This window comes from Lentibacillus halophilus (assembly GCF_055395055.1).
The window spans coordinates 1931122-1952961 of the sequence record NZ_AP043750.1; the positions used below are offsets into that span (position 1 = coordinate 1931122).

At 40.1% G+C, this 21840-nt stretch carries 16 protein-coding genes; all 16 read left to right on the forward strand.

The features are described 5' to 3' along the window. Nucleotides 1-8 precede the first annotated feature (8 nt). The 16 genes from mutM to ACZ5Q7_RS09530 all read left to right on the forward strand — a co-directional run bounded on the left by mutM (nucleotide 9) and on the right by ACZ5Q7_RS09530 (nucleotide 21718). Nucleotides 9-839: a DNA-formamidopyrimidine glycosylase gene (mutM, locus tag ACZ5Q7_RS09455; RefSeq protein WP_343750607.1), complete on the forward strand. Its 831-nt coding sequence runs from the start codon at nucleotides 9-11 to the stop codon at nucleotides 837-839. 11 nt (nucleotides 840-850) lie between these two features. Then, on the forward strand, nucleotides 851-1450 hold the full coding sequence (gene coaE / locus ACZ5Q7_RS09460; RefSeq protein ID WP_343750606.1) for a dephospho-CoA kinase: 600 nt from the start codon (nucleotides 851-853) through the stop codon (nucleotides 1448-1450). Between the two features lie 103 nt (nucleotides 1451-1553). Then, the gene (locus tag ACZ5Q7_RS09465; RefSeq protein ID WP_343750605.1) at nucleotides 1554-2588 is read left to right on the forward strand and encodes a glyceraldehyde-3-phosphate dehydrogenase; all 1035 of its coding nucleotides are present in this window, start codon (nucleotides 1554-1556) and stop codon (nucleotides 2586-2588) included. A gap of 260 nt (nucleotides 2589-2848) precedes the next feature. Then, nucleotides 2849-3322 carry a transcriptional regulator NrdR gene (nrdR, locus tag ACZ5Q7_RS09470; RefSeq protein WP_343750604.1) on the forward strand — a complete coding sequence of 158 codons (474 nt, stop codon included), beginning with the start codon at nucleotides 2849-2851 and terminating at the stop codon, nucleotides 3320-3322. A gap of 40 nt (nucleotides 3323-3362) precedes the next feature. Further along, on the forward strand, nucleotides 3363-4715 hold the full coding sequence (locus ACZ5Q7_RS09475) for a replication initiation and membrane attachment family protein (RefSeq protein WP_343750603.1): 1353 nt from the start codon (nucleotides 3363-3365) through the stop codon (nucleotides 4713-4715). An 11-nt stretch (nucleotides 4716-4726) separates the two neighbouring features. Continuing rightward, nucleotides 4727-5659, forward strand: a complete 933-nt coding sequence (dnaI, locus tag ACZ5Q7_RS09480; RefSeq protein ID WP_343750602.1) for a primosomal protein DnaI — start codon at nucleotides 4727-4729, stop codon at nucleotides 5657-5659. 119 nt (nucleotides 5660-5778) lie between these two features. Further along, nucleotides 5779-6630 carry a sporulation protein YtxC gene (gene ytxC, locus ACZ5Q7_RS09485; protein ID WP_343750600.1) on the forward strand — a complete coding sequence of 284 codons (852 nt, stop codon included), beginning with the start codon at nucleotides 5779-5781 and terminating at the stop codon, nucleotides 6628-6630. Between the two features lie 371 nt (nucleotides 6631-7001). Further along, a complete protein-coding gene (gene thrS, locus ACZ5Q7_RS09490) occupies nucleotides 7002-8948 on the forward strand; it encodes a threonine--tRNA ligase (protein WP_343750599.1) in 1947 nt (648 codons plus the stop codon). A gap of 292 nt (nucleotides 8949-9240) precedes the next feature. Beyond that, the gene (locus ACZ5Q7_RS09495) at nucleotides 9241-10545 is read left to right on the forward strand and encodes a hypothetical protein (protein WP_343750598.1); all 1305 of its coding nucleotides are present in this window, start codon (nucleotides 9241-9243) and stop codon (nucleotides 10543-10545) included. A gap of 41 nt (nucleotides 10546-10586) precedes the next feature. After that, nucleotides 10587-11888 (forward strand): helix-turn-helix domain-containing protein, encoded by a 1302-nt coding sequence (locus tag ACZ5Q7_RS09500; RefSeq protein ID WP_343750597.1) that lies wholly within the window; start codon nucleotides 10587-10589, stop codon nucleotides 11886-11888. A gap of 519 nt (nucleotides 11889-12407) precedes the next feature. Continuing rightward, nucleotides 12408-13826: a sodium:solute symporter family protein gene (locus ACZ5Q7_RS09505; RefSeq protein WP_343750596.1), complete on the forward strand. Its 1419-nt coding sequence runs from the start codon at nucleotides 12408-12410 to the stop codon at nucleotides 13824-13826. A 402-nt stretch (nucleotides 13827-14228) separates the two neighbouring features. After that, on the forward strand, nucleotides 14229-15353 hold the full coding sequence (locus ACZ5Q7_RS09510) for a class II histone deacetylase (protein ID WP_343750595.1): 1125 nt from the start codon (nucleotides 14229-14231) through the stop codon (nucleotides 15351-15353). 180 nt (nucleotides 15354-15533) lie between these two features. After that, nucleotides 15534-16940, forward strand: a complete 1407-nt coding sequence (locus ACZ5Q7_RS09515; protein WP_343750594.1) for a purine-cytosine permease family protein — start codon at nucleotides 15534-15536, stop codon at nucleotides 16938-16940. 3 nt (nucleotides 16941-16943) lie between these two features. Then, nucleotides 16944-18362: an APC family permease gene (locus ACZ5Q7_RS09520; RefSeq protein ID WP_343750592.1), complete on the forward strand. Its 1419-nt coding sequence runs from the start codon at nucleotides 16944-16946 to the stop codon at nucleotides 18360-18362. Between the two features lie 406 nt (nucleotides 18363-18768). Beyond that, nucleotides 18769-20151, forward strand: coding sequence for an aminotransferase family protein (locus tag ACZ5Q7_RS09525; protein WP_343750591.1), 1383 nt, complete (start codon nucleotides 18769-18771; stop codon nucleotides 20149-20151). Between the two features lie 85 nt (nucleotides 20152-20236). Further along, nucleotides 20237-21718, forward strand: a complete 1482-nt coding sequence (locus ACZ5Q7_RS09530; protein ID WP_343750590.1) for an aldehyde dehydrogenase family protein — start codon at nucleotides 20237-20239, stop codon at nucleotides 21716-21718. Nucleotides 21719-21840: the final 122 nt, after the last annotated feature.

Here is a 21840-nt window from a genome sequence, read left to right on the forward strand (position 1 = left end):
AAGATAACATGCCGGAACTGCCCGAAGTTGAAACCATCAAAGAAACATTAAAACAGCTTTGTATTCATAAAACGATTGCTGACGTAACTGTTCATTGGTCTAATATCGTTAAGTGTCCGGATGATACCGATCAGTTTAAGTATCAGCTCATTGGGCAGACCATCCGGGATATCACCCGGAAAGGTAAATTTCTTCTATTTCAGCTGGACGATGTGGTGCTAGTCTCCCATTTGCGGATGGAAGGCAAATTCGGTGTTCACCCTGCACATAAACCGGTTCCCAAGCATACCCATGTCATTTTTGCGTTTAACAATGGGGAGGAGCTGCGTTATAACGACGTGCGCAAATTTGGAACGATGCATCTATTTGCTAAAGGGGATGAATGGGGCCATAAGCCGCTGAACCAATTGGGGCCGGATCCGTTCGATGCAACATTCACACCGGAATATCTGTATCAGCGGCTGAAAAAAACGGAAAGAGTTGTAAAAACGGTATTGTTGGATCAAACGGTTGTTGCCGGTCTCGGCAATATTTATGTTGATGAAACATTGTTTAAAGCCAATATCCACCCGTTGCATAAAGCGAACAAACTAAAGAAAAAGGAATCAAAAGCCATCTGGGAAGCGTCTATAGCAACATTGCGGGAGGCTGTTGATCAAGGTGGAACGACTATTCGCTCCTATGTTAATTCACAGGGGGATATAGGAATGTTTCAACAGCGTTTGTTTGTATATGGCCGGGATGGTGACCCTTGCAAAATGTGCGGCAGGGCAATCGTCAAAATGAAAATCGGTGACCGCGGGACACACGTTTGTGTTTCCTGCCAAAAAATGAAATGAGGGGCTTACAAATGACGTTGACAGTCGGACTTACCGGTAGTATTGCCAGTGGCAAGAGCACTGTTTCGTTAATGTTTGACGATTTCGGTATTCCAGTTATTGATGCAGATAAATTATCCAGAGATGTTGTGATGCCTGGAGAAAAAGCGTATGATCAGATTGTGGAAACATTCGGGGAGAGAATTCTCCGGAAAGACCAAACCATTAACCGCGACGAATTAGGCGCGATTGTTTTTGCTGATGAAGAAAAACGCCAACAGTTAAATCGTATGGTGCATCCCGCTGTACGAGAAAAAATGCTTGAAAAAAGAGATGTTGAAATCGCATCGGGGGCAACATGTGTTGTTTTGGATATCCCATTGTTGTTTGAAAGCAAATTGACTCATTATGTGGATAAGACCGTTGTTGTCTATGTTGATGAGCACGTACAATTAAACCGTCTTATGGAACGTGACGGTTATTCTGAAAAAGAGGCGTATCAGCGAATACATTCCCAAATGCCGGTCAGCGAAAAAGCAGCGTTGGCCGATGCTGTTATTGATAATAACAAAACGAAACAAGCATCCTTCGAGCAGATGGAAGCATTGCTTCAATCATGGGAAATCATATAATCCATGTAAATGAATTCGAAAAAAGTTGTCACATTCACCCTTAATTATGTTATACTATTTAATATAAAGCACTGATAAGTATAACATAATAGGAGGATCGTACATGAATAAGACCCGGATTGCAATTAATGGTTTTGGCCGCATCGGACGAATGGTTTTCCGTCAAGCGGTAACGGATGATAAATTAGAGGTTGTGGCAATAAATGCAAACTACCCTCCTGAAACGTTAGCACATCTTATTAAATATGACAGCGTTCATGGTATTTTTGGCAGGGAAGTGAAAGCGCTTGACGACAGCCTTGAGATAGACGGAAAAGACATCGCTATCGTCCATTCGCGTGAACCTGAAAAACTCCCATGGAACGATTATAATATTGATATTGTGATCGAAGCGACGGGCAAATTTAAAACAAAAGAAGACGCAGGCCGTCACATTCAAGCAGGTGCACAAAAAGTTGTTATTACTGCGCCTGGGAAAGACATTGATAAAACCATTGTTATGGGTGTTAATGATGATATGTATGACCCTGAAACCGATGATGTTATTTCCAACGCATCGTGTACAACGAACTGTCTTGCTCCAGTTGTCAAGGTTCTGGATGAAAACTTAACCATTATCAATGGGCTTATGACGACGGTTCATTCATTCACGAACGATCAAAAGAATCTGGATAACCCTCACAAGGACTTGCGCCGTGCCCGTGGTTGCACACAATCAATTATACCGACATCCACTGGTGCAGCGAAAGCACTTGGAGACGTCATGCCGCATTTAAATGGGAAAATCCACGGCTCAGCACTGCGGGTTCCAACACCAAACGTATCACTTGTTGATTTGGTTATGGATGTGGAAGAATCCGTCTCAGAAGAAATGGTTAATGATTTGTTCCGGAACGCCTCGAAGAATGGAATGAATGGCATTATCCAATACAGCGATGAACCACTCGTTTCCATTGATTACACGACGACGGAGTATTCTGCCATCATTGATGGTTTGTCAACCATGATTATGGATGACCGTAAAATAAAAATATTGGCTTGGTATGATAATGAATGGGGTTATTCCAGACGGGTGACGGACCTTGCCAGACATGTCGGAAGCCACATTTGTCATGATCAAATGGAAGTTAGCCGCTGATAATGGACTTCATAGTAGATTGACTGCTTTTATGAAAGAGCGTGTCAATCTTTTTTATTGGATCAATAATCAGTGTGAAATAAAAAACGACGTTTCACTTTATTTACTTCAACCATGATCATCATGTTATAATATAGTAATATAATAGAGAATCAAAACAATTGATCATAATATATATTTGAATGGTGTTATACGAAACGAATGTGACTGCTTATGAAGGTTCGTAGCAGTCTGCTCAACGATGATAGGAGTCAAACAACATGCGATGCTCAAACTGCCAGAACAAAAATACAAAAGTGTTGGATTCAAGGCCAATTGAAGAAGGACAGTCCATTCGACGGCGTAGGGAATGTGAACGGTGCGGATATCGGTTTACCACGTTTGAGCGTATTGAAGAGGTACCGCTTATTATTGTGAAAAAGGATGGCACCAGACAGGAATACAGCCGTGAAAAAGTGATACGTGGGCTTATTAAAGCATGCGAAAAACGACCGGTTCCGCTTGAATCCATTGAAGAAATAGCCCTGGAAGTTGAAAAAGAACTGCGCGACGAAGGCATTTCAGAAGTGGAAAGCAATGAAGTGGGTGAAATGGTTATGACGCAGCTCTCAACCATTGATGAAGTGGCATATGTTCGCTTTGCTTCCGTTTACAGACAATTTAAGGATATCTCTGTTTTTTTGGACGAATTAAAAGATCTTATCAAAACGGACAGAGAACAAAATAATCAATAACAACAGGGAATACGGTTAATATAGGGAAAGGGTTTGTGCCATGTATGATATTGGAAAAATAGTACCCATTGATGGGTATCGGGTGATACTCGAGAAAGAATTGCCGGCCGATTTTTCAAATGCACTGACCCATTTATACCAGCCGCTTATCGGCATCAGGGCAATGGCATTATATATGACGCTGTTAAATGACATCGAAATGCATCTGGATTCAACAGTGCAGACGCATCATACATTGATGAATTATATGAATATGCCGCTGGATGACCTTTACCGGGCAAGATTAAAACTAGAAGGAATTGGTTTATTAAAAACATTCCAGGAACAGATGGACGACTATAACACGTATACGTATGAGCTACACCCACCGTTTGCTCCGTCCCGATTTTTTGCAGATGATATGCTTGCGCAACTCTTGTATCATCACATCGGACAAGCCAAATTTGACAAGTTGAAAGATCATTATGTCAAACGTCCGTATAATAATAAGGGTGTTAATATGACAGCTTCGTTTCACGATGTTTTTCAAACCATTACTCCGGACAGTAAGACGCAGGGATCGGAACCGGACGCGTTAAATGAAGAGTCATCTGATTGGGTTGGAGAACCGGACTTTTCATGGATGGAACAAATGCTGCAACAACGTATGATTCCGAAAGATCAAGTGTTGACCCAGTCGAACCGGCAATTGATTGCACAAATGATGAGTGTGTATGATTTACCGGACTATGAGGTGGAAAAAGCTGTGCTATGGGCGCTGACTGAAGACAACAAACTTAATCGCAGCGAATTCAAAGACGCATGCCATGATTTGTTCAAAAATCATCAGGGAACTGTCAGGCTGACGGAAAAACAACCGGACACCACCTCCGCTGAAACGGTACAACAATTTGAAACAAAAGAGGATCAGTTAATTGCGGAATTGGAACGGATAACGCCGAAACAGCTTCTTGAGGATTTATCTAATGGGGGTCAGGCCTCTAGTCAAGATCTGAAAGTGATCCGGGAGGTGATGACAACTCAAGGATTGCCGTCTCCGGTCATGAATGTATTAATCCATTATGTATTGCTTCAATCCAACATGAAATTGTCCAAAGCCTATATGGAAACGATCGCCAGCCACTGGTCACGTGCGAATTTGCAGACAGCAAAAGAAGCCATGCGCTTTGCAAAACATGAAAAAATGCAACATCAGGAACGTAAGAACAGAAAAAAATCCGGGCGGAAATCAACATCCAATGATGTGGTCCCCGACTGGTTCACCGAAAGGAAAAAGAAACAGCAAGATACCGGATCGGAAACTGTCCAGCAGCATACCACTTCTGACGACGAGTGGCATGAAACAGAGCAGCTGTTGAAAAAGTTTTCCGGAAAAAGGAATAGTCAATCATAAGGATGATTCACATGAAGCCAGTACAATCCGAACTAAAAAAATGGATGCAGCAAAATAAAAACTTTAAGGAAAATTATCAGCGTGTGCGGGAGGAAGTGCTCAATAACCCGGAGATACAGACATTTTTGTCACAAAACTCCCAGCTCACACAGCAGGCAGTGGATAAACATCTTATTAAGCTTCATGAATATAAGACACAGTCCAAGCAGTGTGACAAATGTGCTTCATTTGGGCAGTGTGTGAACATGCTGCAAGGGTATTCCCCGGTTCTTCAAGCGGAAAACGGTGACATCAATCTAGTATATGAAAAATGTCATAATAGGATCGATATGGAAAAACAGTGGGAACAGCAACGCTTAATTCAAAGTCTGTACATGCCAAAAGAAATATTGAACGCGACGATAAGTGATATTGACCATGATGCGGAGCGCGGAGAAGGTATTCGTCAGTTGCTTCTATTTCTTAATAAAATCAGCGATGAATTGCCGGCAAAGGGCATTTATTTTCACGGCGCATTCGGGGTTGGTAAAACATATATGATGGGGGCACTAGCTAACGCGTTGAAAGAGTATAACTTATCATCCATGCTCATTTATATGCCTGAATTGGTACGGGAAATGAAAAGCTCTATTAAAGATGACTCAATCAATGAAAAAATCAGCTACTTTAAAGAGGCTGATGTGCTCATGCTTGATGATATCGGAGCTGAAACTCAGTCACCCTGGTTCCGGGATGAAATACTAGGCTCGATTCTGCAATACCGAATGATGGAAAATAAACCCGTGTTTTTTACCTCCAACTACAGTTTGAGTCAGCTTGAACAACAAATGGAAACGACGAACCGCGGCGGCAATGAAACGGTGAAAGCGGGACGGATTATCGAACGGATTAAGCAGGTTAGTATGGACGTCAAACTTGCCGGTAAAAACCGACGTGATCAATAACACGCCTTTACAACCCCTCCTTGATCATTTGGACAATACTCGTTACTAGTTTTCATGGATTATACATGATTCTGTAGTGATGTCCATATAATGTAACAGTTTGGTCTTGGATGAGGGTGATGTATTTGCTTGAAGTGTATTTTGAATCGGATAAAGAAGCCATCCGTTTTTGTGAGTATCTTTTTCAAATCAACAAAAAGATTGAACTTCACTGGAAAAACAATAGGGAATGGGGGAATCATTTACAGCTGGATTATCAAGTTCCCGGCAGTGATCTGATGGAAACAATCGCCGAGGCAATGGTCGGTGTGTTTGTATCGCACCGGCTGACGGCTATGCTCAACGGCATCATCAAAGATTATTATTATTATACAGATATGGATGAAACCGAACGTATCATGGATTTGTCCTACCGTATTGTCACGGGAGATATTGACGATGATCAGATCATAAGAAATAACAAGGATCCATGTCGACTGCTTTATGCGCTTTTTTTTGCCAACATTAAAAACTCCGGAGCGGTTCACTTTGATTCCATTGTCAACTTTCAATCAAAAATGTTTAAAGATCAGTTGGCTGATTATGTGGGACTTGCCATAGATGAATTTAAACGTGAAGAAGATCACCAAGCGTTTATTGACATGCTGCGTCACCATATCGGAAAATGCCATTCAATGTACCATGAAGTCCACGTTCTCCAGGGTGAGCCATTTTCATTTTACAAGCCGGAAGGAAAACGGTTTTCAACGATGGAATTACGGACTATCATGCAAAAGAAGCCGCTTTATATGGTCGGTCTTGATGAAAATGAATGGAATCTGGCGCCACTCATTGCCATGTGTCCCGATACGATCAATATCTACGGAGACAGCCCGTCGGATGCCAAAACAATGTCCATTATTAATATCTTTCAGGAGCGGGTCAAATTTCAACCAATGAGCCGTTTTCCATTTCCATATTCATTAACGTAAACATAATATAGAACTTGATTTAAGCCGGAATGGACGCTATAATATAATCAATAATGATGTTACCCCCAATAAAAAGTGACGATAAGGACACGATCATTTGCCTCCGGCAGCAAAGAGAAGGAGGTCATTGGCTGGAAGCTTCCACTGACCGGATAAATGATCACCCCCTTTGAACTCTGTTGTGGAACCTATGCAGTAAACAGCAGCGTGTGATCTGCGTTAATGATCAATGAGCCGTAATATTTATTGCGGAAAATAGGGTGGAACCACGTGACGTGAGCGCTCGTCCCTTTGCTTCAATGATGCAGAGGGACGGGTGCTTTTTTACGTGTGATGCATGATACTCATGAGAAATGGAAGGAGTATGAACGATGGAACAAGTAATGATTACGTTTCCGGACGGAACGACAAAACCGTTTCCGGCAGGGACAACAGGAGAGGATATCGCCGCTTCTATTTCACCGGGATTGAAAAAACAAGCCCTTGCCATTAAATTGGACGATACGTTAATGGATCTCCGGCGGGAATTGCCCCATGGTGGCACAATTGCGATTGTTACCTATGGGGATAGAGAAGGAGTGGACATCTTGCGCCACTCTACTGCACATCTGTTGGCACAGGCTGTCACTAGACTGTACGGCAATGTTAACTTCGGTGTCGGACCGGTGATTGAAGAAGGTTTTTACTACGATATGGATATGGACCATTCTGTGACGCCGGAAGACTTGCCTAAGATTGAAAAAGAAATGAAAAAGATTATCGACGAAAGCTTGGAAATAGAACGTGTGGAAGTTACACGCAACGAGGCTAAGGAAATGTTTCGGAAGATTGGCGATGAATTAAAAATAGAGCTTATTGACGATATTCCGGAAGATGAACAGGTAACCATTTATCAACAGGGAGAGTTTTTTGACCTGTGTCGCGGTGTTCATGTTCCATCCACAAGCAAAATAAAAGCATTCAAGCTGTTGAGTGTATCCGGGGCTTATTGGCGTGGGGACAGCAATAACAAACAGCTGCAGCGCATTTATGGCACCGCCTTTGAAAAGAAGGGGCAACTTGACGAGCATCTGCGTATTCTAGAAGAACGAAAAGAACGCGATCACCGCAAGCTTGGCAAGGAACTAGAAATATTTGACGTTTCTCAAAAAGTCGGACAAGGCCTGCCGCTGTGGCTGCCAAAAGGAGCGACCATTCGTCGCACGATTGAACGATACATTGTTGATCTGGAAGAACGCTTGGGCTATGATCATGTGTATACTCCGGTACTTGGCAGTGTCGACCTTTACAAAACAAGCGGTCATTGGGATCATTACCAGGACGATATGTTCCCGGCAATGGAAATGGATAACGAAGATTTGGTGTTGCGACCGATGAACTGCCCGCATCACATGATGGTTTACAAAAATCAACTTTGGAGTTATCGTAATCTTCCACTGCGAATTGCCGAACTTGGCACCATGCACCGCTATGAAATGTCCGGCGCACTGGCCGGGCTGCAGCGGGTTCGTGCTATGACTCTGAATGACGCACATATCTTTGCCCGTCCCGATCAACTGAAGGATGAATTTGTTCGGGTAGTAGAGCTTATGCAAAAAGTATACAATGATTTTGGAATTAATGATTACTATTTCCGCCTATCCTATCGCGATCCAGAAGATAAAGAGAAATATATTGACAACGATGACATGTGGGATAAAGCACAAGCCATGCTTAAGGAAACGATGGAAGAAATGAATGTTGACTATATCGAAGCAGTAGGAGAGGCCGCTTTTTATGGACCGAAACTTGATGTGCAAGTAAAAACAGCGCTGGGCAAAGATGAAACCCTGTCCACCGTTCAACTGGATTACCAGTTGCCGGAACGGTTTGACTTGACTTATATCGGGGAAGACGGCAACCAACATCGCCCCGTTGTCATTCATCGCGGTGTTGTATCCACCATGGAACGTTTTGTGGCATTTTTGATTGAGGAATACAAGGGAGCATTCCCGACATGGCTGGCACCTGTTCAGGTAAAAGTCATTCCGGTCGCCCCTCAGGCTCATTTGGATTATGCGTCAAAAGTTGCTGATCAATTGCGATACCAAGGTGTTCGCGTTGCAGTTGATGAACGTGATGAGAAGATTGGTTATAAGATCAGAGAAGCGCAGACGCAAAAAGTTCCATTTTCATTAGTGATAGGGGATAATGAAATCGATAATGACGCCGTAAACGTGCGTCGATATGGAGAGAACGATTCGAAGACATTACCATATGAGGACTTTGAACGATTGATTAAAAAAGAGATTGATCAAAAGGCACTTTACAAACAATAATAGACTGTTTCTTATTGTAGTGAAATGGGCGGTTTCTAAGATCTTCTGTTACGTAAACGTGCAGTTATTCTTGAAAAAACAGGCATTCAGATTTAATATATAATGACATAATTTTGTATGCCTGTCCCTGCCTATTTTCACACCTTGATTTAAGCACATGCCGAACTCAAAACATTACGACATCACGGCTTTCCGGTTATTGTGCGATTAAGACGTATCACCTGTATGAAAATACGTATGTAACGCATATAAAGGCAATTATAAAATACTAGCCGGAAAGGAAAGTGAACCTATGGCGAAAGTCAAAGCTGGCATAGTTGGCCCGGAAGATACCGCGAATGTCATCATGAATATATTGAAAGAATTTGAAGAAAGCATCGAACCGTCATTATTCACGTACACAACGGCGGAAGAAACCGTAGAGATTGTGGAAAAGAATCAATACATGGTTGATATGTGGTTGTTTTCAGGATTAACCCCTTATTCCCATGCAAAAAAAAGTAGCGTCCAACAACCTTTTTTCTACCTCGAATTAAATGGCACAAGCTTGACGAGTGTACTGGCTAAAATGCACTATCATGATCATCACGACATTAGCCGTGTAAGCATTGATATGATAAGACAGCGTGATGTTTATGAGGCGTATGATGACTTGCACCTTTCTGTTAATGATATATTTTTTCACGAATACCCAGGATATACAAATTTGGATGAAGTTTTAAACTTTCATCAACAATTATATAATGAAAACAAAGTAAATGTTTGTATGACTTGTTTACGTTATGTTTATGAAGAACTAAAAAAACAGAATATACCGGTCTATCGGGTGACACCGACAAAATCAAATATACGCTCGACGATAGAAACGTCTCTTCAACGGTGGGAAACCATGCAATTTAAACATTCGCAAATTGCGGTCATGCTTGTAAGAACGGGAAATATGGATAGTGGCCAAGACAAACATATTATATCTTATGATTCTCATCGTTTAAATTTGCAGCTTCAATCGGCCATTGTTGATTACGCAGAAGCGATTACCGGCTCGTTTGTCTCATTGGGAATTGGAGAATTTATCGTTTTTTCAACGAGAGGGTCAATCGAACAACACGTGTCCGAAGATTATACGCTTTTGGAGCGACTCGCTTTGATAACCGATCATCCTTCCCATATAGGAATAGGCTACGGAGATACAGCATTAACGGCTGAAGCCAATGCTCGTTTAGCAGTCTATCATGCACAAAACTATGATGAATTCTGTGCTTTTCTGGTTGATCATAATGGAACGATAGAAGGGCCTTTGCAAGAGAGGGAAAGTATTACGTATGGGTATCGTACCGATGATCAGGAAATGAACGAAAAGTTGGAAAATGCTGGTGTTAGTATCATGACATATAAAAAAATGTTATCCGTGCAAAGAAACAGTGGTAACCACAGTTTAACAGCTTTGATTGTATCGGAATGGTTAAAAATGACCGAACGTAATGCCCGGCGTATTTTGAATAGTTTAGTGAACCATGATCTGGCAGAAATTATTGGGAAAGAAACAGCGCAGGCAGGACGTCCAAGACAAATATATCGGATTCGTATCGACACTTAAATGTGTTGCATGAAAGGTACGCTAATCCAGGGGGAACAGTTATGAAAGTACGGGCTGGTATAGTGGGAGCTGATAACTCGGTGAAACGAGTCAGTCATCTGTCTGAATCAGAAGATGGGTTAATCATCATTCCACTTCCTTATCAACATAGTCAAGAGACAGTTGATATAATAAGACGATATGAACATACGGTTGACATTTGGGTGTTTACAGGGATTGTTCCTTATTTGCATGCTGTAAATCATGGCACAAGCCGTCTTTCCTTTTATTTAAAACTTGATTATTCGAGTCTTAAGCAGACGATGCTTGAAATGAGTTATCACCATAAAATGCCTCTGGAAAACGTTAGCTTTGATACCATCACTAAGGACTCGGTAACAAGTGTATATGAAGAATTAAACCTTCCAACCAATCAAATTTTTATCAAAGAATTATCCCACGACGTGAGAGGAATCAATGACATCATTCGTTTTCACGAAAATCTGTATAACAATGATGATGTGAACAGTTGTGTTACAAGTATCAAATCCGTTTATGATTCATTAACAGAAAAAAAGATTCCTGTCTTTAGAATCACACCATCCAAACAAACAATTAAGGAAACATTAACGTCTGCTTCGTTACACTTTCAAACACAGCAATTTAAAAAGTCACAAATCGCTATTATGTACATAAGCTTAGCAGACGATCGGGAGTATTGGTCTTCTCAAATTGATGTTGATAGTTACGACGCTTATCGGTTAAACCTGAGGATAAAAAAAGAAATACTGAATTATTCCGAATCGGTATCCGGAATTTATTATGCTGTGAACATGAATCAATTTATCATCTTTTCAACTAGGGAAAGTTTTCAAAACCCTGGAAAAATGGGGCGTCCTCTTCTTCAAACTATTACTGACATAACACATGCCATGGTCTTTATTGGCATCGGGTACGGCGATACAGCAAGTCATGCTAATCATAAAGCGGCGTTAGCCCTGCAATACGCAGAAGATCATCAGGCATCGTGTATTTTTTTGGGAGATGAAACAAATACGGTGGAAGGCCCCTTGGAAAAAAATCAATCCATTTCTTTCAGTTTTCACACCGATGACCCAAAGGTGATGGAAAAATTGAAGAAAAGTGGTGTGTCCGTGTCTTCTTATAATAAAATCATTTCTGTTCAGAAACAAAGCAAAGAACAAAGTGTAACGGCGTCTCAGCTTGCCACGTGGTTAAACATGACGCAACGCAATGCCAGACGGATATTAAATGGTCTTTTAAATGAAGGTCTTGCTGAGATAGCGGGAGAAGAAGTGCCGACTTCCAAAGGACGACCCAGAAAAATATATAGAATCCTGTGAGAGACATGCCAGTCTATAAATCAATGAATATATAAGTTTAAAATAATCAAAATATTATTGACAGTCTTAATGAGGGAATGTATACTTTTTTTAAGAACATTTAAGGATAATGTCTTTAATGAATTTGGGCCTTTAAAAAGGAGGGAGACTGGGGAACAGATATTTTAAAAACATTGTTATGTATGCGTTTACATTTGTGTTGGATACTAAAAACCGATTTTGGAACGAATTCAGCTAACAGACGAATATTAGTAAAAGAGATTGAAAGTGAGGTGTTGTTGAACGATGAGACCTTTAAAAGCGCTGATGATTATCCTTATCTTGGATATACTGATGTTGGTGGTTCCATTTCTTGCAGGATCCAGTATAACTGTGTTTCATTTACCTCTTAATGTATTTGTGCTATGGGTTTTATATTTAAGTGTTATCCCTACTGTATGGATTTTAATCCATAAAGTTAAAACTTAAAAAAGATAGTCTCGTTGATTAAAAAAGTATTTTTATGCAGGGGGATCACAGATGAATTCAATTATAGTCATTGTTATTCTTTATTTAGCAGCCATGATTTTCATTGGTTTTCTTTACAGAAACAAAGCATCAAAAGATGGGGAAAATTTTTTGGTTGCAGATAGAAGTATGGGACCACGACTTGGAGGTGGCGCACTAGCGTCTACGTATGCCAGTACGTCGAGCTTTCTTGGAACGTTGGGAGCCATGTACGCTTTCGGAGTAGCATTTGGTTTATGGCAAAATGCAGGTGTTATCATAGGGTTTGCATTGGCCACTATATTTATTGCTCCTAAATTTAGAAGTTATGGTGCCCTTAGTTTTTCGCAATTTTTTGAGATGCGCTATAATAAGAAAGTTCGTTTTGTAAGTGCGATTGTCACGATTGTCGCCATGTTTGTTTATATACTAGCGCAATTACAGGGCGGAGCATATGCGGTACAATATGTATTAGGAATCGATTATTGGATAGGAGTTCTTGTCATCGGTGCTGTTTTCATTACGTATGTGGTCATGGGAGGCAGCCACTCATCCATCATGGCGAGTTTTATACAGTTTATAATGATGGCGGTGTCAATGATTACCGTAGCTATCGTTGTGTTGAATGCAGAACCTTGGGGCAGCTCCACGGCACAAGCTCTTCAGAATAAGCCATTAGTATTTGATTTAAAAGGTGAAGAAGGGCTGTTATATGCAATCAGTTGTTTTATCATGATGACGTTGGGAGCCATGAGTGCTCCGTATGTCTATCTCATGTACATGTTTTCAAAATCTAACAAATCAGCACAAACGACTTCTGCATTAGCTACAACATACTTGAGTATATTTTATTTTGTCCTTTTGATTGTTGGGGTTTATATAATAGCTAATTTTCCGAATTTGGATAACCCGGATATGGGGTATTTCCATACACTTGACTTGCTTCCAACAATTGTAGCTGGAATTTTTGTAGCTGCTGTTTTAGCGGCTGCTATGTCCTCAACCGATGCGATGCTGCTCAATGCTACCTCGGCTATTACGAATGATATTTACAGTATTATTGCAGGGAAACATTTGTCTAGTGATGTTGTTGTTTTTGTCAATCGAATTGTCGCGGTGATCATTGGTGTTATTGCTGTTTTAGTAACGTTGAATCCACCTGATTTGATTTTGCTCGTAATGGCCTTGGCGCAATCCTTGATGATCGGAGCATTTTTGGTTCCGCTCGTCCTTGGTTTATGGTGGGAAAAAGCCACATCCCAGGGTGCGCTTGCAGGCATGATTGGCGGTTTTGCGGTGACGGTTATCGCACAGATTGTTCCTATGCCCACTCCTTTTATCGGAGGCCCTTTGGGAGCGATCACGTCACTGATTCTTATGGTAATTATCAGTATGAGAGATTCGCAAAATAAGGTCGGGTATGACAGCCAGACGATTAATCAATCGCAATAATATCGTTATGTTTCAAGTAATAATAATTCTTTTCTTACCTTATTTTTGAATCAGTGTTTCGATTAAATATGCATTAAAATGATGGTTTATTGGGGAGATTTCCTTTCTATGAATACAGTTGACGCATAATAGTCATAGAACAAGGATCTCCTTTTTTAGTTACGCTCCAACTATTGATTTGGTGTAAATAACTTTACACATTTGACGCTATCTTTCAAATTAAAAAAATAGTAGAAATAATATTGAAAGTTACACTTCTCCGCTGTATAATGCTGATAACAGAATAAATAAGGATATTTTCCGTTAATGGGCATATAGAAAGGAGATAACAACCTACGTCGTTGATTAATGTCATGAAGAATCGTAATATGTGAAGAGGAAGAAGTATATGGAGGTGGAAGGTTGAAAACGGGTTATATTTTTGACGAAAGCTATTTTTGGCATGATACAGGAAGCGGCACACTTTATTTAGCGTCAGGCGGATATTTGGAAAAGGATGAGTTTATTGAAGCTCCATCGACAAAACGCAGAGTGAATAATTTATTGGAAAGATCCAGATTTATGGATGAATTGGTGAACCTACGTCCGCGTTCTGCAACCAGAAGCGACATAGAATCCTGTCACACAGGTGCATACATCGATAAAGTGCATCATTTAAGCGATACAACAGGTGGCGATGCAGGGGATCACGCCATTGTAGGCAAAGGTTCGTATGAAATTGCATTGCTTTCCGCAGGAGGTGCGATGACGGCAGTTGATGCGGTAATGGAAGGACGTACGGAAAATGTGTATGCGCTTACCAGGCCGCCTGGTCATCATGCAGAAGCCGACTTCGGTATGGGTTTTTGTATTTTTAACAATGTAGCTATCGCTGCAAAGTATGCCAGAAAACACTATGGGTTAAATAGAGTATTGGTTTTAGATTGGGATGTGCATCACGGAAATGGTATTGAAAAAGCATTTTATAACGATCCGAGCACATTATATGTCTCCATACACCAGCATTTAAGTTTCCCAGAAGGCTCCGGTTATGCAGAAAATATTGGCGAAGAAGAAGGAGAAGGGTACAACGTTAACATACCTTTACCGCCAGGAACAGGAAATGCCGGTTACTTAACGGTTTTAGATTCTATTGTTCAACCATTGGCAGAGGAGTTCCAACCGGAGTTAATACTCGTCGCCGCTGGACAAGATCCAAGTATGTTTGATCCTTTGGGCCGGATGACCGTTACAGCAGAAGGGTTTGGAAAAATGACTACTAAAATGAAAACGATTGCTGAAAATGTGTGTGGTGGAAAATTGGCTGTATGTCATGAAGGCGGATACAGTAATGGATATGTTCCATTTTGCACACTCAGGGTGATAGAAGCGTTGAAAGAAAAGAGAAGCGACGTTGAAGACCCATTTGCGCCAGGAGAAAACGGTTATCCTGATAAAGTCTACCCGAATCAGCAAGAAGCGATCGACGACGTTATCAAAATTCAATCGGTATTTTGGAAAAGTCTAGTACGGCAAGAAGTTAGATAGTAGAACAAAACATACCAGTGTAATAACCCCCCTTCGTTTTGTTCATTTATTAGGAAAACATAACGCTTTTCTAATAGAAACAAAGGGGGACTCTCGTATAATTCCGGTTCGCAATTATTTCATGCTAATTAAGACCGTTCGAATGGAAATCAAGAGATATAGCTAAAAGGTATCCGATAAATGGAGGCGTTTACAATTTCGGGCAATACGAATACATCAATTGAAAGTAAAAGTTATGAGTATATACCATTGGAGCAAAGAGAGGGCAGTCCAAAGCAATTCTTTTTCACTTGGTTTGCTGCTAGCACGGTCTCAACAACGCTTGTAACTGGTGCATTGGCAATTATTGTAGGCTTAAATTTTTGGTGGGGAAGTCTTGCATTAATTCTTGGAAATGGAGTTGGAGCGGGCATCATGGCCGCACACTCTGCACAGGGTCCAAAGACAGGTACGCCACAAATGATACAAAGTAGGGTGCAGTTTGGCTATTTCGGTGTCATTCTTCCCATGGTTATTGCATTTATTATGTACTTGGGCTATGGGTCTGTAAATACCGTATTAGTAGGGCAGGGTATTAATGAAACATTAGGAATAAATCTTAATCTAGTTATTATTTTCAGTATAATTCCTATGGTGTTGTTAGCTATATATGGTCAAGGAATAATTGAACGATCAATGAAATTATATACCATTTTCTTTGCCGCTGTATTTATCGTCCTAAGTATACTTGTTATTAGCCAACTGTCAATGAAGTTATTAAATGAAGGAAGTTTTTCTTTCGCTCAATTTTTACTAGTAGTTTCCACTGGAATCACGTGGCAGCTGACCTATGGACCTTATGTTTCAGATCATTCAAGATATATGCATCCGGATAACGCAAAAAAGACATTTTTATATACTTATTTGGGAAGTTATATCAGCTCCACATGGTTAATGATTTTGGGTGCAGCGATTGCAACAATGACGATTAATGGAGAAGTCATGTCACAGATAAAAGATTTAGGGTTTGGTATCGGGCCTATTATAGCCTTTCTATTATCACTCGGCCTAATAGTGGTTAATTCGTTAAACATTTATGGTGCGGGGATTATTGCATTATCAATTGTCAGTAATTTTGTTAACTTCAAAACTACCATCAGGCTAAGGACTATTACATCTTCTGTAATAGGTTTATTGGTGGTGATGACTTCTTTATTTGGAGCTAATAATTTCATGGCTAATTTCCAAGTATATTTAGGCTTTATTTTGTTCTTCATCATTCCTTGGAGCGTCATTACATTAACTGATTTTTACATCTTAAAAAACACCAATTACGATCCTAGAGAATTAATGAAGAAAAATGGAATATTTGGAAAGATCAACATAAAGACCGTTTCAGTTTATATTGTAACGATAATATGTCAAATCCCTTTTATAAATACTGAAATTTATCAAGGGCCTATCTCCGAAGCATTCGAAGGACTGGATTTAGCTTGGCTGGTAGGAATCATTATGTCGTTCTTTTTGTATTATGCAGTTTCAAGAACAAGTAATACCCTAACATTTACCCAACAATCAGGAGATAAAGAAATGCAACGAGGAGGCTGATTAATGAGTAAACAAATGAAACGAACGGTGGGGTTATGGGGAGGTATTGCAACAGCAGTTGGAATTGTCGTTAGTTCAAGTGCCATGGTCTCTCTGGGAGAAGGATTTGGCTTAGGTGGATCCGGTTTTATTATCGCAATTGGGCTTGCGCTCATATTGAATCTTTTTGTAGCGTTATCGTTTTCTGAACTATCGGGCATCGTTCCCCGTGCAGGCGGACTCAATCATTACACACTTCCCGCAATGGGGCCATTAGTTGGAAATATTGCGGTTATTAGTGGCTATGTGCTGGTCACTGTTTTTTCCGGAAGCGCGGAGGCCGCTATTATCGGTAATGTGTTCACAGATGTGTTTTCCTTGAATGTTAGTCCACTTATTATATCGTTGTTAGCGGTGGCACTCTTAGGCTTCACAAATTTATTCGGAGTAAAAGTTTTCAGTTCCATTCAAGTAGTTCTGACAACTTTCTTAATTTCTTCTACTATTATTTTAGGAATCATTGCCATAACTGGGTCTGGGACCGGTGAAACAGTTTCAACAAATCTTGAATTTAACCCCATGGGTTGGAGTGTGTTAAGTTTAACAGCGCTTGCGTTTTGGCTTTTTGTAGGAGTGGAATTTGTAACGCCGCTTGCTGAAGAAATAAAAAGACCGAATATGTTCATTCCATTATCCATGGTGTTGGGATTGGTTATTATTTTCATAGCGCATACTCTTTTTGGTTTTGGGGCAATTAAATATGCTCCGTTGGATAATCTGGCTGAATCAGGATCGCCGCATGTCGTTGCAGCAGAAGCCATTCTTGGCCAAACAGGATACTTCTGGATGGGAATTGTTACAGTCCTGGCCACAACGAGCACATTAAACACATTGATTAATGCTATTGCGCGAATGATTTACGACATGGGTAGAGAAGGTCAAATGCCTAAAGTGTTTGGAAAGCTTAACCGATGGGGGACTCCATCAGCAGCTATTCTTTTCATGTCGTTTCTGTTTGTGTTTTTTCTAATAATCGGGTTTACTGAAGGAACATCCATCACCACATTTATATTGGCGGGTAGTTTATGTTGGATGATTGCCTACATTATCGCACATTTGAATGTCATTATTTTGCGTTTTAGGTATCCGGCGGCAAAAAGAGGATTTAAATCACCGTTCGGTGTAACATTCCAAATAATAGGTATAGTGGGGCTAATTTACATTATTTTTAATATTTCATCAGACCCAAGTCAAGCCGCTGATGTTTACAAATATTCGTTGATATTTCTGGGATTATCCGTCATTTACTCATATATATGGGTGAAATACGTAATGAAAAGACCTGTTTTTCAGCCGGTTCCGTTGGATGAACTAACCAACCATCGACAGCATTCAACTGAAGAACATTCCATAGACGATAAAGAAGATATAAGTAATGTATAAATGTCTCAGAAAAGATTATATACTGTTGACAAAAATTTAAATATTTATTAAAGTTAAAAATAGAGAATTTTTCTTTAAAGGTTCTTTAACCTTCATTAAAGATACATTATGGTGGTTCAGTGAATGAATAACCAAATTATACGATGTGCGGACAATTGGATGAAGGCGTTGAGACTTATTTGTATAAAGGAATATTTAAGGATTTTTTCCTTAATAGGTATACTGACACTTAAACGTGAGTGAATCAGGAAAGAAATTAGTTGATTTTGTTAATTGTAAAATGAAAGGGGGAGATTATAAAGAAGCTGTTATGTATACGTTTCCCTTAAACTCATCGTCAGTCCAAGGTAGACTGCATATGATTGAGTACACTTGAACCAATCAAAAACTCAAGGAGGTTATTATAATGAGTGATCTTTCACAAGGAATTTCAAAAGAACAAGAAATAGCTGAACTGGATAAAAAATATTATATACATCCAACAACTGTACCTAAAACATTTGTAGAGCAAGGTCCAAAGCTGGTTTTTGCTGAAGGCAATGGTATGAACGTAAAAGATGTAAACGGAGATACTTACATTGACGGCGTATCAATGCTCTGGAATGTTAATTTAGGTCATGGCAATCAAGAACTTGCTAAAGCTGCTTATGATCAAATGACCAATATTGCTTATAGTTCATCTTTCTATGGCTTTTCGAATGAACGGGCTGTTCGATTAGCTGAAAAAATCGTATCTCTTGCTCCGGGGGATTTAAATGCTGTTTATTTCACTTCAGGTGGTTCCGAAGCAAATGAAACCGCTTTTAAACTGGCAAGATTCTATTGGAGCCTAAAGGGACAAGATAAGAAGAGAAAAATTATTTCGGTTTCAAATGGCTATCATGGTGCAACTTCAGCTGCCGGAACAGCGACAGGGATCGATGCCTTTCATAGTTTCGCAGGATCAGAAGACACTAATATATTAAATGCGAAAGCCCATCTTACAAACTGTGAGGCCGGGGATAGAAATGATCCAAATTACGAAGGAAGTATACGTGATATCATTGAAAAGGAAGGTCCTGAAAATGTTGCGGCTGTCATAGTCGAGCCTGTTCAAGGTGCAGGTGGCATTCATATCTCACCCGACGGTTATTTGAAAGCTGTCAGAGATTTGTGTGATGAACATAACGTGCTGCTCATTTCTGATGAGGTTATTTGCGGATTCGGACGAACAGGAAAAATGTTCGGTGTGGATAACTGGGATGTTGTTCCTGATTTTATGAGCCTGGCAAAAGGCATTACGAGTGGGTATACACAATTGGGTGGCGTCCTGATGAGTCAAGAAATAAGAGATACCTTGGTGGAATACGATAAGATTCTTGGGCATGGATTTACGTATAGCGGCCATCCGACAGCATGTGCCATAGGTTTGAAAAATCTTGAGATTCTTGAACGAGATGGCCTTGTTCAAAATGCAAAGAATATGGAAGTTGAAATGAAAAGAGGCTTTGAATATTTAGAGGATAAACACCCACATGTTACAAAAACAAGAGCGCTTGGTTTGCTTGCCGGATTTGAATTACAACAAGATCCAAGTACAAATACGCCGTTTGATGACTCGGTAGGTGCTGCTGGTATTGTTGACGATGAATGCTTCAAACGCAATTTAATTTTACGTACAGCTGATTTTGAAAAAGGCGTGAATATTCTCGCTATTGCACCGCCATTAATCGTAAATAAGGAAGATATAGATAAAATCTTTAATATTATAGATGAAGCTCTGACAGCGTTTGAAAAGAAAATAAAGTAAAATGTGTCAGCTACAACTAACAGTTGATAAACAAGAGTTTTAACTTTTGTTTATCAACTTACATGAGTACAAAGGAGGAAACATAATGGAAACAAAAACAACTGAATTATACCCTAAGGTAAATAAGTTTTTGAATGATAAGAAGAAACTATATATAAATGGAGAATTTGTTGATTCCGACTCTAAATCAACTTTCAACACGCTTGACCCTGCTACTGGAGATGTTTTAGCTAAAGTAAGTGAGGCTGGTCAATCGGATATAGATAAAGCCGTAAATGCAGCCAGAAAAGCCTTTGAAGAAGGAGCCTGGCCAAAAATGAGTGCAGCTGAAAGAGGAAAATTAATGTTCCGATTGGCAGATCTCATGGAAGAGCATATTGATGAAATAGCTCAACTAGATACATTGGATAATGGTAAACCAATTAATGAAACACGTTATGTGGACATTCCCAATGCGATTGAACAGTTCCGTTATTTTGGTGGATGGACGACAAAACTTTTTGGTCAAACGATACCTATTTCCAATTCCTATTTTAATTATACTTACCATGAACCGGTAGGCGTGGCTGGACAAATTATACCGTGGAATTTTCCTGCTATGATGGCGGCTTGGAAGATCGCGCCTGCCTTAGCTACTGGGTGTACCGTTGTATTGAAACCAGCTGAACAGACACCACTCTCTGTTCTGTATCTTGCAGAACTTATCGAAGAAGCAGGATTTCCTCCAGGTGTTGTTAATTTTGTTCCTGGTTTCGGAGAGTCTGCTGGCGAAGAACTTGTGAAACATCCGGAGGTTAATAAAATAGCGTTTACAGGGTCCACAGCTATTGGAAAAAGGATCATGAAAATAGCAGCTGACACAATGAAACGAGTTACTTTGGAATTGGGAGGAAAATCTCCAAACGTTGTCCTTCCCGATGCAGATTTATCAAAGGCAACACCAGGTGTTTTCTCAGGAATAATGGCTAACCAAGGAGAAATTTGCAGCGCAGGATCAAGAGTTTATATTCCGAAAAATAACTTTGATAATGTTGTGTCCGATCTTGTTTCCTATGCTAAAAATGTTAAGCAAGGTAATGGATTAGATAGAGATACGGAGATGGGACCGCTTGTTTCAAAAGAACAACAGGATCGCGTCGTTAGTTATCTTGATAAAGGAAAGAACGAAGGCGCCGAAATTTTAGCTGGTGGGAACCATACTGATAAAGGTTATTTTGTTGAGCCAACCGTCTTCACCGATGTAGAAGACAAAATGTCGATTGCGCAAGAGGAAATTTTTGGACCAGTTGTTGTTGCAATGCCGTATGATAATATAGATGAAATTATTAATCGGGCAAATGATTCACCATATGGGCTTGCTGCTGGTGTGTGGACCGAGAATCTTAAAAATGCACATTATGTTGCAAGTAAATTAAAGGCTGGATCAGTATGGGTGAATTGTTATAGTGTCATCGATCCAGCTTCTCCGTTTGGCGGGTATAAACAGTCAGGATTTGGACGTGAAATGGGATCTTATGCCTTACAGAATTATACGGAAGTTAAAAATGTTTGGATTAATATGGATTAAGTTGTTTGATTAAATGTTAAATTTATATATCTAACGAAAACACTGCTTCCTGGGCTTTTTTCAGGTCTTTAGTGACTTGGCCTGGCTCGGGAAGCTATTAAAGGCATTCTGGGTCAATGCGG